The following is a 13,292-nucleotide window of genomic DNA, read 5'->3' as shown; positions in this document are numbered from 1 at the left end:
CGCAGATTCGGCAATAAAGATGCCTCTCTGGTTACAAAAGCGTAACTGAGTAAAACAATTAAATGGAGATAGATGATGGGAGCATGGGCTGAAGATGCATTTGGAAACGATACCGCATGTGATTGGGCTGGAGATTTTGCTGAAAATCCAAGTATCGAAGTAGTGAAGAATGCAATAGATAGAGTGTTAAGTGCAGATGAATATTTAGATTCCGATGAAGCCTGTGAGTGTCTTGTTGCTTGTGAAGCAAATTACTGGGACACCCACCACTATTTCTCAATCATCACGAACATAATCAATTCGATAAAATTATTTACGCCTAAAGCCGAGGCGTACGCTTTGAAATTATACTGAGGTATTGTAGTATTAGGCAGAAATAAAAATGGGTGTCCTTATTATTACTACGTCATTTCTATTTCATGGAAAGATGATGGAAATTTTGAATTTAATATCACTGTGCAAAATGAATCATCAAATGGAAGTAAACTACTTCTAAAAGGATTAGTGACGCGAAATTTTTGGCTAGATTTTTCTGATAAAGTAGGGGAGTCGATAAATAGTGACTTGTATCCGACTATCACTCCTAAGCACATAGCTTACTTTATCAGGCAGGCGATCGCGGAAGGGTGGAGTTCGGATAAGCGTGAGAAAGACTTTATCCTGAATGTGAGCAACAAAGACTTAACCAATCAATGAAAAAAGAAACTGAAAAACGTTCTTTTTATTTTGGCGTTAGCTTCTAGAATATGAGAAATAACTTAAGCAGAAAGGAAGTTCAAAATGAGCTTTCAGAGGCAATGAAAATAATTTCTGGTTCCGAGCTTGCTTCTGTTTGGAATGAAGTTCAGATTGAGCCGGCTCTATGGGCACAGAACCAATACAGCTTCAATGAAGACTTTTGGGTAGTCGCTATAGTTCAAAACTACTGCCTCTATTTCAATTTTGTAGAAAAGGGATGGGGTTGGGGCAAGTTTGTCACTTATGGAAGAATTTCGTTCTACCAGTGGGAGCAAGAAGAAATCCAAGAAGCATTTCTATGGCGATATAAGGAGCTTGAGCTTGAAAGCTAACAAGTCTGTGTTGTGGATTAGTTTCTGCTTCGCGCCAACTAATCACAAACAGAAACGTTGAGCGTCCGATTTTGGCAAGCAAATTAGCAGCATTATTCACAAATCTTCAATGTCTCTATTATGGCAGCTTTTGCTGGTCGAATAAAAACTTGGTTATGTCCGATTATCGCACTCTGAAAATAGAGAATTGTACGGTTAGGTCAAACTCTTTGTTCTATTTAGTCAGCTCAAGTATGAGCTACTACAGCTTTGCGTTTCTAGTTTTCAAGTGAGTTAACTTTCAACTTAGTTAATTTGCAACTTAGTTAATTTGCAATTGAGTTAGAATTTTAGGTTGTTCCAGTTAACTTCACATTCGCCTTTTTCAGTTGCGATATAGGCCGAGTTTCCGGTAATTGTAATAGAGCAGTGCATGGTTCGCTCACACAAGGCGGCTAAACTTTCAATTTCTTGCCAGTTAAACTGAATAACTTCAACCGCTAGTTGTTGAGCTTTAGCCGCTATACCTTGCCACCAAACCTCAGACTTGCTGTTAAAACTATAAATGAGAGTGCGTTTAGCCAGTCGAGTTGCTTTTTTTATTCGCTCAACACTTGGCTCGCCCAACTCAATCCATAGCAATATTTGGTCATCTAATGACTTTTCCCAAATATCTGGCTCGTCAACATCAGACAAACCTTTGCAAAACTCTAACCGTTCAGTTTGATTTAAACAAAAGGCAAGAATTCTGGCCATCATTCGCTCGGTCGTTTCTGATGGGTGTTGAGCAATGGTCAGTTGAACAGACTGATAAACATCTCGGTTTATGTCAGTTAAGTCGGCACTGAGTTTATAGATAGTTGGTTTAATAGCCACAGGCTTTCGCTTATTTAAAAAGAGTTGAGGGCGCTCGATTATAACGTATTTAACTTTTAATACTTGAATTATCGAGCGCTTTAAACCTTTTTTATGTGGCTAACAAATGGTTACTTTTCCTGTTGAAACTTAAATTCGGTAATGCTGTTATTTAGCTCTTGGCTTAGGCGCGATAAATTGTGCATTTTGTCAGCACTAAGATCCGCATTAGATAGCGTCTGTTTGGCACTTGTTTCTATATCTACCACGCTTTGATTGATATCTTCAGCAACTGAGCTTTGCTCTTCTGCAGATACCGCAATTTGGTGATTGATATCATTGAGGTTTTTAACCGAGTCGATGATTTTCTTGAACGAGCTTTCCATATTTTGTGCTTTTAAAACGCCTTGTTCAGAGCTATGTTGGCTACGCTCCATCATTTCAACGGCAGACTTAGTCGTGTCTTGTAACTCTACAATGAGTTTATGAATTTCGATTGTTGCAGTTTGAGTACGTTGAGCTAAGGTTCTTACTTCGTCTGCTACAACCGCAAACCCACGACCTTGATCACCTGCTCTGGCAGCCTCAATAGCGGCGTTAAGTGCCAGTAAATTGGTTTGTTCTGCAATGGTGCTAATAGTATCTGCAATTCCGCCAATAACACCCGATGCACTAGCCAGTTGATTAATGCTTTCACCAGCCTTAACTAACTCACTCTCTAAAGTGTGTGTTAAAACCATGCTTTCTTCTAGTAGATTGCTGCCTTCATCCGCTTGAGACTGCGCCTGGTTTGCAATTTTAGCCGCATCTTGCGTACTAGAAGCAACCTCTTGGACGGTTGCGGCCATTTCGTGAACAGCGGTAGAAATCTGGGTAATTTTGTCTCGTTGGTTGGTAATAAGATCTTTGTTTTCATCGGTTAGCGCTAACATGTCGCGTAAGTCAACGCTTAGGTTTTCTTCTACATGCCTTGACTTGCTATTAACATTAACAAAACTATCTAACAAGGCATCGAAGGCTTTAGCGGTAGAATCGATTTCATCGCTGCCGGTTAGGCCGACTCTTAATGTAAGGTCCTTATTAGAAATAATCTTTTCGCTAGTTTCTTTGATGAGGTCAATTTTGCCGATTATTTTATGCTTAATATAGAAAAAGCCAAAAACTGCAAAGGCGAGTGAAGCCACAAAAAATACGTAAACGATTGTCTTTAAACCACTTATTGCCGCGTTGGCTTGATCTTCAAACAATGTGACGACTTGGTTACTTTGTTCAAGCAAAGTCGCAGATTGCGCTAAAAGGCTTTGTATTTGTTGCGCCGACAAAGACTGCGCGCTGGGGTTAAGCTGCTCGCTGAAAGATTGCCATGTTTTATCGACAGCGAGCAGGGCGTTGGTAACTTGGCTAAGCTGCTTTTGTTGGGCTAGCTGAGTTAGCGATTGCAAGCTTGAGCTAAACTGTTCAACTGTTTGGTTAAGCTCGCTTGAGTTGGTTTGGCCTAACTGATTTGCAAACATCGCTTTGGTTATCTTCTGGGTGAGCATTCGTTGACGCCCAGCTAAATTAATGGTTGTGGCTTGATCCGTTGCAGTTGCAATCCAATAACTAATCGTAAAAGCGTTAGCTAATGAGATAAAAACTAGAATACCAATAAATAAAAGAGTGCGAGTTTTTACGCTCATGAAAGTACCCCCGAGAATTTGATATGAAAAGAATAGACCAGTTCAGTTAAAATTGCTTAATTTTAAGTCGCTTCAACTCAGCTTATTTGGCCCTCAATTAGCAATGCTAAGCTTAAAAATTTGATAGGTGATTTAAGAATTCATCATAGCCTTAGGCAGCGGTGTTGCTTAATTAGCGTCAATGGCTGTTGGTGCTTTAGCGAATTGTTGAAACTTATAGCCTTAGTTTGCTTCTGTTTACTCTGGTGATATTTAAAAATAAGACGCTGTCACCACTTTTAATGCAATCTCTTAATTGAGATAATCTGTCACGAAGGGCTAGCGTTTAATTTTTAATCAGCGTATAAATTAAGATATTCGCTATCTGCTGCGACTCATTCGTTATAGGTGAAACGTCTTTAAGTCAGCCATAGTCCTCTACAGGCATTCCTAAGTTGCAGCTAACTACATGAAAATAAAACACTTTACCTAAGCGAACCATTTAAACGATAAGGAAGTAGTGACTCAATTTCAAGGAGGCTCCATGTTACCCATATTACTCGTACACGGTTACAGTACTGAAGGCAAATCTAACAGTGTGGCAAAAATTTACGGAAGCCTACCGCAAGACTTAAAGCAGGCTTTTGGTGCTAATCTCGTTTTAGATATTAACTTAAGTCGCTGGATATCGCTAAGTAACGGGGTCATGTTAGACGATGTAAGTTATGCTATGGAGCGAGCGCTGCGTAGTGAATATCCTGATTTATTAGAATCAGGCTTTCACGTGATTATTCATAGTACCGGCGCGTTAGTGGTTAGAAACTGGATTAAAAAATTTTCAGCCAAACCAAGCCCGATTAAAAATTTAATTCATTTGGCGGGGGCAAATTTTGGAAGTGGCCTTGCTCATATCGGGAGAGGTCAAATTTCTCGCTGGAAAAATTTGATTTTTCAAGGCACAGGAGTTGGTACAAAAATTCTTGATGAGCTAGAGTTTGGTTGTGCTAAAACATTAGACTTACATTTATATTTTCTTAAAGCCGGTAACGACATCTTTCACGACTATAAGGTGCAGGAGTTTAACCTAATTGGATCGCAAACTTTAGCAAGTTTGCGCATGGTGCCAATACGTTATGTAAAGGAAGACTCTTCTGATAATACAGTAAGAACCAGTGCCAGTAATTTAAACTTTAATTATGTAAAAGTAACCCCAAAACCCAAGGCACTGCAAATAAAGGTCGCTAAGTTGCAAAACATAGTCAAAAAACGACTTAAAAACCAAGATATAAAAGAATCACTTTACCATTTTGACTTATCTGGTTTAAGTGGTAATAGACAACAAATTCCATTCGCTATCGCATACGAAACAGCACACTTTGGCGAAGAAATAGGAATTGTTTATGGCACAAAAAACCGCTCAAGTGTTTTGCCGCTGGTTAAAAGTGCGCTCAGCTGTTCAAGCTCTCAGGTAGCTTATGATAAACAAGTTGATAAGTTTAATAAGGCCTTAGATAAAACTTTTATACGCGCCGCTAAACTAAAAAAGAAACTCCTAGAGTGGGATCCCCATTCACAATATGAAGGACATGCTCAATTAGTTTTCCGGCTAAAAGATCAATATCAAAATCCGGTGGAGCATTTTGATGTAATGTTAAAATCACCAACGGAAAGTAAAAGTGCCGTTAAACTAGAGAGCTTATTGGAAGATCATCACGTCAATAAACGAGATAGAGGGATCATTACATTTTACTTGCGAACCCAATCTTTTGATAAAAAGGCCAAGCAGTTTATCGATCTAACAGCACAACTCGCCGCTCTTAATATTGAGATAACTGCTTATCAAGCCGACACCAATGAAATTGTTTATGTACCACTAACGCTTTCCATTAAGGCAGAACAAATTAGTGAGATTGTACAAAGTTTTAAAACTACAATTATCGATGTGGAATTAGTTCGTTTGGCAACCTCAAAAGTGTTTGAAATCAATCCAAAAGCTTAATGGCATGAGCTTTTGGCTCTTCTCGGTGTCTAAACCGTGTAAGCTCGCACAGTTAATCTGTCTATACATTGTGGTATCGCAAATATCCTTATGATTTAAACTCTGTTAAAATGCGCCCCAATTTCTACTCCTGTTAACTTTAAGGTACAAAATGTCATTAATTAGAGGCGATAAACTTTGCCTAGCTTATGGGCCACAAATTCTGTTAGATCAGGCGTCTTTTGCGCTAGAAGAGCGTCAGAAAGTCTGTTTGGTTGGTCGGAACGGAACGGGCAAGTCGACCTTATTGAAAGTAATCAACCAAGAAGTTGCATTAGATGATGGAGTAATTAACCGTTCACGTAACCACCGAATTGGTTTTTTGCCGCAAGCATTACCGGAAAAAAACGCATTAAGCATTCGTGAATTTGTCGAATCAGGGTTAGCCGAAGTGTCACAATGGGTTGAAGACTATCAAACCCTAATAATGGAAGATGTAAACTCACCAAAACTTGCAGATCTTGAAGAGAAAATCAACGCCTACGACGGATGGACTGTCGAGACACGTGTAAACCAAACCTTGACTCGGTTAGGTTTAAACGGCGAAATTAAAATGTCTGAACTTTCTGGTGGTTGGCGCCGCCGCGCGGCTCTTGCTAAGGCGCTTGTGCAAGAACCTGACCTATTGATTTTGGACGAGCCGACCAATCATTTAGATTTAACCAGTATTCAGTGGTTAGAAGAACAACTAATCAGCTTTAAAGGGGCGCTTTTATTTGTGTCGCATGATCGTTCTTTTGTGAATAAAGTCGCAGATACGATTATGGAGTTAGATCGCGGAAAATTGCGTTTTTACCCTGGAAACTATCAAGCTTATACCGAATTAAAAGAGCAACAGCTTAAAGAAGAAGAAAAAGTTAACTCCGAGTTTGATAAACGCTTAGCAGCAGAGGAAGTATGGATTAGGCAGGGTATTAAGGCCCGCCGTACCAGAAATGAAGGACGAGTTAGAGCGCTTAAAAAAATGCGTCAAGAAAGAGCACAAAGGCGCAACCAGATGGGTGTAAGTAACATTAAAGCGACTGTAGAAACTTCAGGAAGTAAAATTGTCGCAAAAATGAAAGACTTTCAATTTGGTCATGATAGAGCTTTAAATTTGCCGTTTAGCGGCATTATACAAAAAGGCGAGAAGCTGGGTATTTTAGGTAATAACGGTTGCGGTAAAACCACATTTATCAAAACCTTATTAGGCCAGTTAAAACCCTTTGCTGGCGAGCTGAAAACCAGTGATACGCTAGAAGTTGCCTATTTTGATCAGCTAAGAGAAGCAGTCGATTTAAGCAAAACGGTGTCTGATAATATTGCAGATGGTAGAGAGTTTGTTGTGGTCGACGGCAAAGAGCGCCACGTTATTAGTTATATGCAAGACTTTAATTTTACTGCGGACAATGTGCGCGCACCTGCCAGCTCTTTGTCTGGAGGAGAAGTTAATCGATTATTATTAGCGAAGCTTTTTACTCGGCCAGCCAATTTATTTATCTTAGATGAGCCGACCAATGATCTCGATGTTGAAACTCTGGAAATACTAGAAACAATGTTAGTTGAAATGAACGCGACGGTAATCATTATAAGCCATGACCGTTTGTTTTTGGACAATACTTGCTCTTCGCTGTTGGTGTTTGATAATCAGCTTCCGCCGTTGTATGAAACCGACAGCGATCAATTTCAACTTATAGATATTGTGGGTGGTTATCAAGAGTGGCAGCACTATTTTGAGCAAGCCATGCCTAAACAAAAGACTAAGCAAGCATTAAAAAAAGAAAAGCAAAAAATAAAAGCGAAACCGAAAAAGCTTTCTTATAAAGATCAGAAAGCCTTAGATGAATTGCCTAAAATAATTGAAGATGCTGAGGCTGAAATTGCAGAAATAGAAAAGCAAATGGCAGAAGTTGACTTTTATAAAGACAAAGCAAGCGCCGATAAAACCATTGCTGACTTTGAAAAGCGACAACAATCCTTAGCCAAACACTATGAGTTATGGGATGAGTTAGAGGCTAAAAAAGAAGCAGAGTAAAGCGATAAGTTAAACTAATTTTTATGCGATTGAAATTTAATACCAAGCATTTAAGACTTTTAACAGTAGCCTTGTTGGTCACGTTAGTGGGTTATTTTTCATATCGCGTAATTCAGCTTTTTATTGTACTACCGCTAGCAGAGAATGGCGGCAATGAAACAAGCACTTATCAACCTAAATCAATATTACCTTTTAAAAGCCCCAATGTCTCTTTGGTAGAATCGGATCCCACTGAGGAGACTTTGAATGATAAGCCGGAAACTGCTAATGCAGATTCCGTTCAACCTCAGTTAATTAAATCTTGCCTAGATGGCTCCGCACGAGCGGCAAAAGAATATGAAGCACTTGTCGCTAGATTGCAGTTTGAGAACGAATCAACCATCCGACTTCTTTATCAATTTAACGGTCCTGAACAGAAATTATTTAAAGCGCTGTTTCCAATGCAGGCCGAGCTAGATTCAGGTGAAAACTTATTGTTATTAAAAGAATATCTTACCCAGAATCCACAGAGTAAAGTGGCCCACTGGAATTTATTGTTAGCTTGTGCAAGTGATGCCAGGCTCAAAGGTTGTGATGCTCAGTTAGAGCAGAAAGCGCTGCAAAATGACCCCGCAAATGGCCAATTATGGATGAATGTTGCGGTAGCGAAAATAGAAAGGTTGAGCCAAGTCGATGCTGATGACTCAGAAAATAGTGGGGCGATAGAGTCAATATTAGAATCGATTCGGTATGCTAGTAGTGCGCCTAAATTTAGCGAGTATTGGCCTGAACATTTCGACCTTTACGAAAGTGCAATTAGGGCCCAAGGTATTGCTAATGAAGCTGAAATAGCGATGCGAGTGGTGGGCTTGGCATTTTCAGCCAGAACAACTGAAATACACAAGTTGAGTAAGTTTTGCCGTCGTCATGCAAGCCACCGCGCAGATATCGCAGAGTCGTGTATACAGCTTGGAGAGCAGCTTGAACAGCGCTCGGAAACTTATTTAAATTCGTTATTTGGACTAAGTTTACAAAACGCAGTTTATGAAACATTAGATAGTGAGGCAGAAATAGCCGAAGTCAATCAGCGTCGCACGCAGTTGAAAGATCGTTGGGAAAATCCTCAAGCAGAAAAAGCCGGGCAACTCATGTTGTATGACAATTATTTAATGCAAGAATGGTATCAACAGTTTCGCGCACACGGCGAGCATCAAGCAAACCAGTTTTTGCTCGAAGAAGCACTACGTTTATCGAAAAACCCAGCTTATGATCCTTGTTAGAAAATAGCTTTTACCAATGCTCTCAGCGAGTAATTTTTTTATTAATGCCAAAGTTCGCCGCTTGAATAGTCAAAAAACAACCTTATATAGGTGTTACCTTAGATATTTACTGATGAAATTTCGTTGACTGAAATAACGCCTCTTGCGCTTTTGATATTGCTCCCACTGGCTTTAATTAGCTATGTATTAGTTAAGCCTTATTGGGTCAAGGCCAGACGTAATAAAATAGCCAGCCAGCCATTTCCAAAAGCTTGGCGAAAAATTTTAAAGAGTCATATTCCATACTTTTACAAGATGCCCGCAGATTTGCAGCTTCAGCTAAAGCAACGCATTTTAGTTTTTTTAGAAGAAAAATCTTTTCAAGGCTTCGATGGACTTGAAATAACCGATGAGATAAGAGTGACCATTGCTGCACAAGCTTGTTTACTTTTATTGAATAGAGAAAGTGGTTATTACCCCAAGCTTAAAACCATTTATGTTTATCCTGCAGCCTTTAGAACCGACCACCAAAGTGTCGACGGTGCAGGGGTTTTGCAACGATCTAAGCGAGTTTTGAGTGGCGAGTCTTGGGATTATGGCAAAGTCGTACTTTCTTGGAAAGATACACGGATTGGTGCCGCTGACTTTGCAGACGGCCAAAACCTGGTAATTCATGAGTTTGCGCACCAGCTCGACCAAGAAACCGGCAGTGCAAACGGCGCACCTTATCTTCGATTTAATAATTTACAACATTGGACTGCTACTTTGTCTACAGAGTTTGAAGCCTTGCGTCGGCGCGCTGCACGGGGCGAAGAGACACTGTTAGATTATTACGGGGCGACTAATCCCGCAGAGTTTTTCGCCGTCGTTAGCGAAGTCTTTTTTGAGCGCCCAAAAGAATTGCTACAACAGCATAAAGCGCTCTACGAGCAGCTGCAGCTATTTTATCGTGTTAATCCCGCTATTTGGTAAAATTCACTCATTACTTTTAAAAATGAGTTTCCTTGTTCTGTATATATCGTTTAGGATGGGAGCGATTTAATAAAGCCATTGGCTGACTTTAATATTAGAAAATAAATAAAATTATAAGGAAAACAATATGTCTGAAGATGTTTACGCGGCACCACAGTCGAGTTTAGGGGCAGGTGACTCTGACTTTCAAATGCTTATAGAGCCGCTGTTAGCGACCAAGTTATGGGTAAGGTTGTGTTCGGTATTGGGCTACATATTTACTGTTTTTATTATTTTAGGCGGTATAGGCCTCATGTTTGGCGCTAATGTTGGTGGCTTACAGTCTGCGGGTTATACTGCAGGAATAGGGGCGGCTTATTTAATCATGGGGATATTTTACTTTTTCCCTAGTTTGTACTTAGGTCAATATGCTAGCGCCATTAGTCGCGCAGCTGAGTCGAAAAGTGCCGAAGATATTAAAGATGCGTTAACGCGTCAAAAGTCATTTTGGAAATTTGTTGGTGTTCTCGTTGCGATAATGTTCGCGATTATGTTGTTAGGTATAATCTCCGCGATTACTATTCCGATGATGATGTAACAGCCTTTTTATAAACTCAGGCTCAATCTCAAAGCTTGTTTGGATTAGGCGTAATGGCCGCTAAGCAAGCTTTTTTATAGGTAGCTAGATTGTTTAAGCTGCGCTCAAATTTCACCTTTCTAGTAGCAAAATAAAAGTCATCTATGCGTAAATCGGATAAAAAGTTAGAAAAAACGATCGTGAGTGCGTTAACTCTTGCCTGTGAGCAAATTAAAGTTTGCGTTGATGACTTTGAATGGTTGACTCACGACATTGATTATCAAAAGTTTCCCGACTCACTCGTGATTACGTGTGTGTTTAGCTCAACTCAAGCAATTAATTTAGCGACCCAAAGTGGTGAAATAAAATTAGTAGCCGAGATTATCAGAAAGAAACTGCAATCTATTGATATTAAATTAGCCAGCCCCAAACCTTCCATAAAGTTGACAACCGAAGCAGAATTAGCCAAACACTCGCACCGCTGGCATTAACCAAGCCTTGCATCGGCGCTAGTCGGACGACCAAGCCGGCAATTATCAGTTTTAGGCGGCTTTAGCCAGATTACGCTTAACCAGTAAGTGGAGCGAAAGTAGCGAATGGTTACAAGCAATATTGGTAGACAGATTAAAATAGATAGTTGCAGCTGCAATTAATACCTTGAAATATCAAATTCAATTAACCTATAATCGACCCATTAAATAAAACCTGTTGCCTAATCAAAAGGTAGATAGATTCAAAGCCATGGCTGGTTAATTATCACCGCCAAAGTGGATAGATTTAAGGAATTTAAAATGTCACAACAACTCGACCAAACCAACCCGCTCTATCAGCAGCCTCCTAGCACCGACTTTGACTGGGAGAAAGTCGCTTATACCCTGCTTTTATCAAGAGCTATGGACGATATCGAAGAGCAAGAGCTAGTACCAGCTAAATTGGTGTTTAACCAGTTTTCTGCGCGCGGACATGATTTAGCTCAAATTCTTATCGGTTCACTGTTAACTCATCCGCATGATGGAGCGACCGGGTATTACCGTTCGCGGCCCTTTGTACTTTCACTCGGGCTTGATATCGTGGATGCGGTTGCTTCTCCAATGGCAAAGTCTGGTGGTTATAGTGATGGTCGAGATATTGGGGTGGTATGTAACTATCCTAATGTTAAGCGCAAAGGCGCAATGTTGTTTCCCATGTGCGGAGGTGTCGGTTCACAATATTCGCCTATTTCTGGCTGGGCACAATCGATTGTCTATCACCGTGATGAGTTAAATGATACCAGCTACAAAGGGGCTTTGGGGATTTCGATGGGCGGAGACTCTTCTATGTCTACCAGTGGCTTTTGGGCAGCACTAAATATTTCCACGACTAACAATTTACCGCATCTCATTTATATTGAAGATAATGGTTATGGAATTTCTGTACCACAAGAAGTACAGACCCCTGGGGGCGACCAAGTGGCTAATTTAGCTGCCTATAAGAACTTGGAAATTATTGATGGTGACGGAACTTGTCCGGTAGAAGCGCCTCAGCTAATAAAAAAAGCGGTTGAGTATGTCAGATCAGGACAAGGTACTTGTTTGTTGCGTTTAAAAGTACCGCGCCTTTGTGGACACACCTTTCAGGACACCCAAACCTATAAGCCGGAAGCACTGATTGAGTCTGAGCAAAAGAAAGATCCGCTACCAAAACTAAAACAGTATTTAGCAATGCATGGGGTGATTAGTGATACTCAATGGCAAGCATTACAAGACAAAGCCTATACGGAAGTGAGAGCGGCAGTAGAGCAGGCAAAAGCTTTACCCGAGCCTGATGTAAAGCGTTTAACGAAATATGTGTACGCCGAACAAGATGCCTATGGTAATCAAGAGATCCAATTACGTGGTGGCCTTTATGCTGATGATTATCAATTTCCTAAAACAACCGAAACACCTAACCCGCAGGGTGCGCGGATAAATATGTTAACGGCAATTAGACAGACTTTAGATTATGAGTTGCAGACCAACCCTAAAGTTCTGGTTTTTGGTGAAGATGTTGGTCCTAAAGGGGGCGTACATGCCGCGACTTTAGGACTTAACCAAAAGTATGGGGAACGCAGAGTTTTCGATACGAGTTTGTCAGAAGAAGGTATTATTGGGCGATCAGTCGGAATGGCGCTAGCCGGGTTAATGCCTGTGCCAGAAATACAGTTTAGAAAATACGCCGAGCCGGCCGCAGAGCAGTTAACTGACACAGGGATTATGCGCTGGCGTACCAATAATCAATTTGCAGCGCCAATGGTGGTTAGAATACCCGGCGGTTTTGCGGGAAGAGGCGACCCTTGGCATTCTATGTCTGACGAAGTAGAGTGGGCCCATAAGACTGGTTGGCAAGTGGTAATGCCGTCTAACGCTGAAGACGCAGTTGGTCTGTTAAGGTATGCTTTACGAGATAATAACCCGACTATCTTTTTTGAGCATCGTTCGCTGTTGGACGGTCGTTGGGCAAGACGGCCTTACCCTGGCGACGACTTTATGTTGCCGTTTGGTAAAGCAAAAACGATAACTCAGGGTCATAAATTAACCGTGGTAACCTGGGGAGCGATGGTAGAGCGGTGCGAAACTGCAGCATTAGAAATAGCCAACGGAGTAGAGGTTATTGATTTACGCACGATTCAACCGTGGGACAAGCAAGCAATTCTTAACTCGGTAAAGAAAACCGGTCGTTGTTTGATTGTGCATGAAGATAATTTAACTGCTGGATTTGGCGCCGAAATAGCTGCAGTGTTAGCCAAAGAAGCATTTTTTGATTTAGATGTTCCAATAGAGCGCTTGACTATGCCTGACACACCTAATCCGCATAACATTCACCTATTACATGCAGCGGTGCCTACTACTGAGCGCATTCAGTCTAGTATGCAAGAATTACTAGAGTTTTAAGGG

12 protein-coding genes are annotated in these 13,292 nt (G+C 40.7%); 10 read left to right on the top strand and 2 right to left on the bottom strand.

The annotated features are described in order from the left end of the window. Positions 1-72 precede the first annotated feature (72 nt). The 3 genes from ACUR5C_RS09675 (at position 73) to ACUR5C_RS09665 (ending at position 1,070) form a co-directional block, all read left to right on the top strand. Positions 73-354 (top strand): DUF4259 domain-containing protein, encoded by a 282-nt coding sequence (locus ACUR5C_RS09675; protein ID WP_454464915.1) that lies wholly within the window; start codon positions 73-75, stop codon positions 352-354. 102 nt (positions 355-456) lie between these two features. Beyond that, positions 457-696 carry a hypothetical protein gene (locus ACUR5C_RS09670; RefSeq protein WP_454464914.1) on the top strand — a complete coding sequence of 80 codons (240 nt, stop codon included), beginning with the start codon at positions 457-459 and terminating at the stop codon, positions 694-696. A 50-nt stretch (positions 697-746) separates the two neighbouring features. Further along, positions 747-1,070 carry a hypothetical protein gene (locus ACUR5C_RS09665; protein ID WP_454464913.1) on the top strand — a complete coding sequence of 108 codons (324 nt, stop codon included), beginning with the start codon at positions 747-749 and terminating at the stop codon, positions 1,068-1,070. Between the two features lie 321 nt (positions 1,071-1,391). On the opposite strand, the gene ACUR5C_RS09660 is transcribed toward ACUR5C_RS09665, so the two are convergent. Together ACUR5C_RS09660 and ACUR5C_RS09655 are read right to left on the bottom strand one after the other, a co-directional pair. Next, positions 1,392-1,925 carry a YaeQ family protein gene (locus ACUR5C_RS09660; RefSeq protein ID WP_454464912.1) on the bottom strand — a complete coding sequence of 178 codons (534 nt, stop codon included), beginning with the start codon at positions 1,923-1,925 and terminating at the stop codon, positions 1,392-1,394. A 110-nt stretch (positions 1,926-2,035) separates the two neighbouring features. After that, positions 2,036-3,583, bottom strand: a complete 1,548-nt coding sequence (locus tag ACUR5C_RS09655) for a methyl-accepting chemotaxis protein (RefSeq protein WP_454464911.1) — start codon at positions 3,581-3,583, stop codon at positions 2,036-2,038. Between the two features lie 523 nt (positions 3,584-4,106). On the opposite strand from ACUR5C_RS09655, the gene ACUR5C_RS09650 reads away from it, so the two are divergent. The 7 genes from ACUR5C_RS09650 (at position 4,107) to ACUR5C_RS09620 (ending at position 13,289) form a co-directional block, all read left to right on the top strand. Next, positions 4,107-5,561 (top strand): lipase family protein, encoded by a 1,455-nt coding sequence (locus tag ACUR5C_RS09650; RefSeq protein WP_454464910.1) that lies wholly within the window; start codon positions 4,107-4,109, stop codon positions 5,559-5,561. A gap of 151 nt (positions 5,562-5,712) precedes the next feature. Next, the gene (locus ACUR5C_RS09645) at positions 5,713-7,614 is read left to right on the top strand and encodes an ATP-binding cassette domain-containing protein (RefSeq protein WP_454464909.1); all 1,902 of its coding nucleotides are present in this window, start codon (positions 5,713-5,715) and stop codon (positions 7,612-7,614) included. 86 nt (positions 7,615-7,700) lie between these two features. Then, entirely contained in the window at positions 7,701-8,873 is a 1,173-nt protein-coding gene (locus tag ACUR5C_RS09640) for a hypothetical protein (RefSeq protein ID WP_454464908.1), read from the top strand. Positions 8,874-8,996: 123 nt separating this feature from the next. After that, entirely contained in the window at positions 8,997-9,824 is an 828-nt protein-coding gene (locus tag ACUR5C_RS09635) for a M90 family metallopeptidase (protein WP_454464907.1), read from the top strand. A 127-nt stretch (positions 9,825-9,951) separates the two neighbouring features. Next, a complete protein-coding gene (locus tag ACUR5C_RS09630; RefSeq protein ID WP_454464906.1) occupies positions 9,952-10,401 on the top strand; it encodes a hypothetical protein in 450 nt (149 codons plus the stop codon). A 143-nt stretch (positions 10,402-10,544) separates the two neighbouring features. Further along, positions 10,545-10,871, top strand: coding sequence for a Fis family transcriptional regulator (locus ACUR5C_RS09625; protein ID WP_454464905.1), 327 nt, complete (start codon positions 10,545-10,547; stop codon positions 10,869-10,871). 300 nt (positions 10,872-11,171) lie between these two features. Then, on the top strand, positions 11,172-13,289 hold the full coding sequence (locus tag ACUR5C_RS09620; protein WP_454464904.1) for an alpha-ketoacid dehydrogenase subunit alpha/beta: 2,118 nt from the start codon (positions 11,172-11,174) through the stop codon (positions 13,287-13,289). The last annotated feature ends 3 nt before the right edge of the window (positions 13,290-13,292 follow it).

It is taken from the genome of Aliikangiella aequoris (genome assembly GCF_053709105.1).
Note: the sequence above shows the minus strand (reverse complement) of the source record. Positions and strands in the feature narration are given on the sequence as shown.

What these genes read in the sequence shown, in the direction of transcription:
- ACUR5C_RS09625 (WP_454464905.1), top strand. Translation starts at nt 10,545, where the DNA reads ATGCGTAAATCGGATAAAAAGTTAGAAAAAACGATCGTGAGTGCGTTA.
- ACUR5C_RS09630 (WP_454464906.1), top strand. Translation starts at nt 9,952, where the DNA reads ATGTCTGAAGATGTTTACGCGGCACCACAGTCGAGTTTAGGGGCAGGT.
- ACUR5C_RS09650 (WP_454464910.1), top strand. Translation starts at nt 4,107, where the DNA reads ATGTTACCCATATTACTCGTACACGGTTACAGTACTGAAGGCAAATCT.
- ACUR5C_RS09655 (WP_454464911.1), bottom strand. Translation starts at nt 3,583, where the DNA reads ATGAGCGTAAAAACTCGCACTCTTTTATTTATTGGTATTCTAGTTTTT.
- ACUR5C_RS09665 (WP_454464913.1), top strand. Translation starts at nt 747, where the DNA reads ATGAGAAATAACTTAAGCAGAAAGGAAGTTCAAAATGAGCTTTCAGAG.
- ACUR5C_RS09620 (WP_454464904.1), top strand. Translation starts at nt 11,172, where the DNA reads ATGTCACAACAACTCGACCAAACCAACCCGCTCTATCAGCAGCCTCCT.
- ACUR5C_RS09645 (WP_454464909.1), top strand. Translation starts at nt 5,713, where the DNA reads ATGTCATTAATTAGAGGCGATAAACTTTGCCTAGCTTATGGGCCACAA.
- ACUR5C_RS09675 (WP_454464915.1), top strand. Translation starts at nt 73, where the DNA reads ATGATGGGAGCATGGGCTGAAGATGCATTTGGAAACGATACCGCATGT.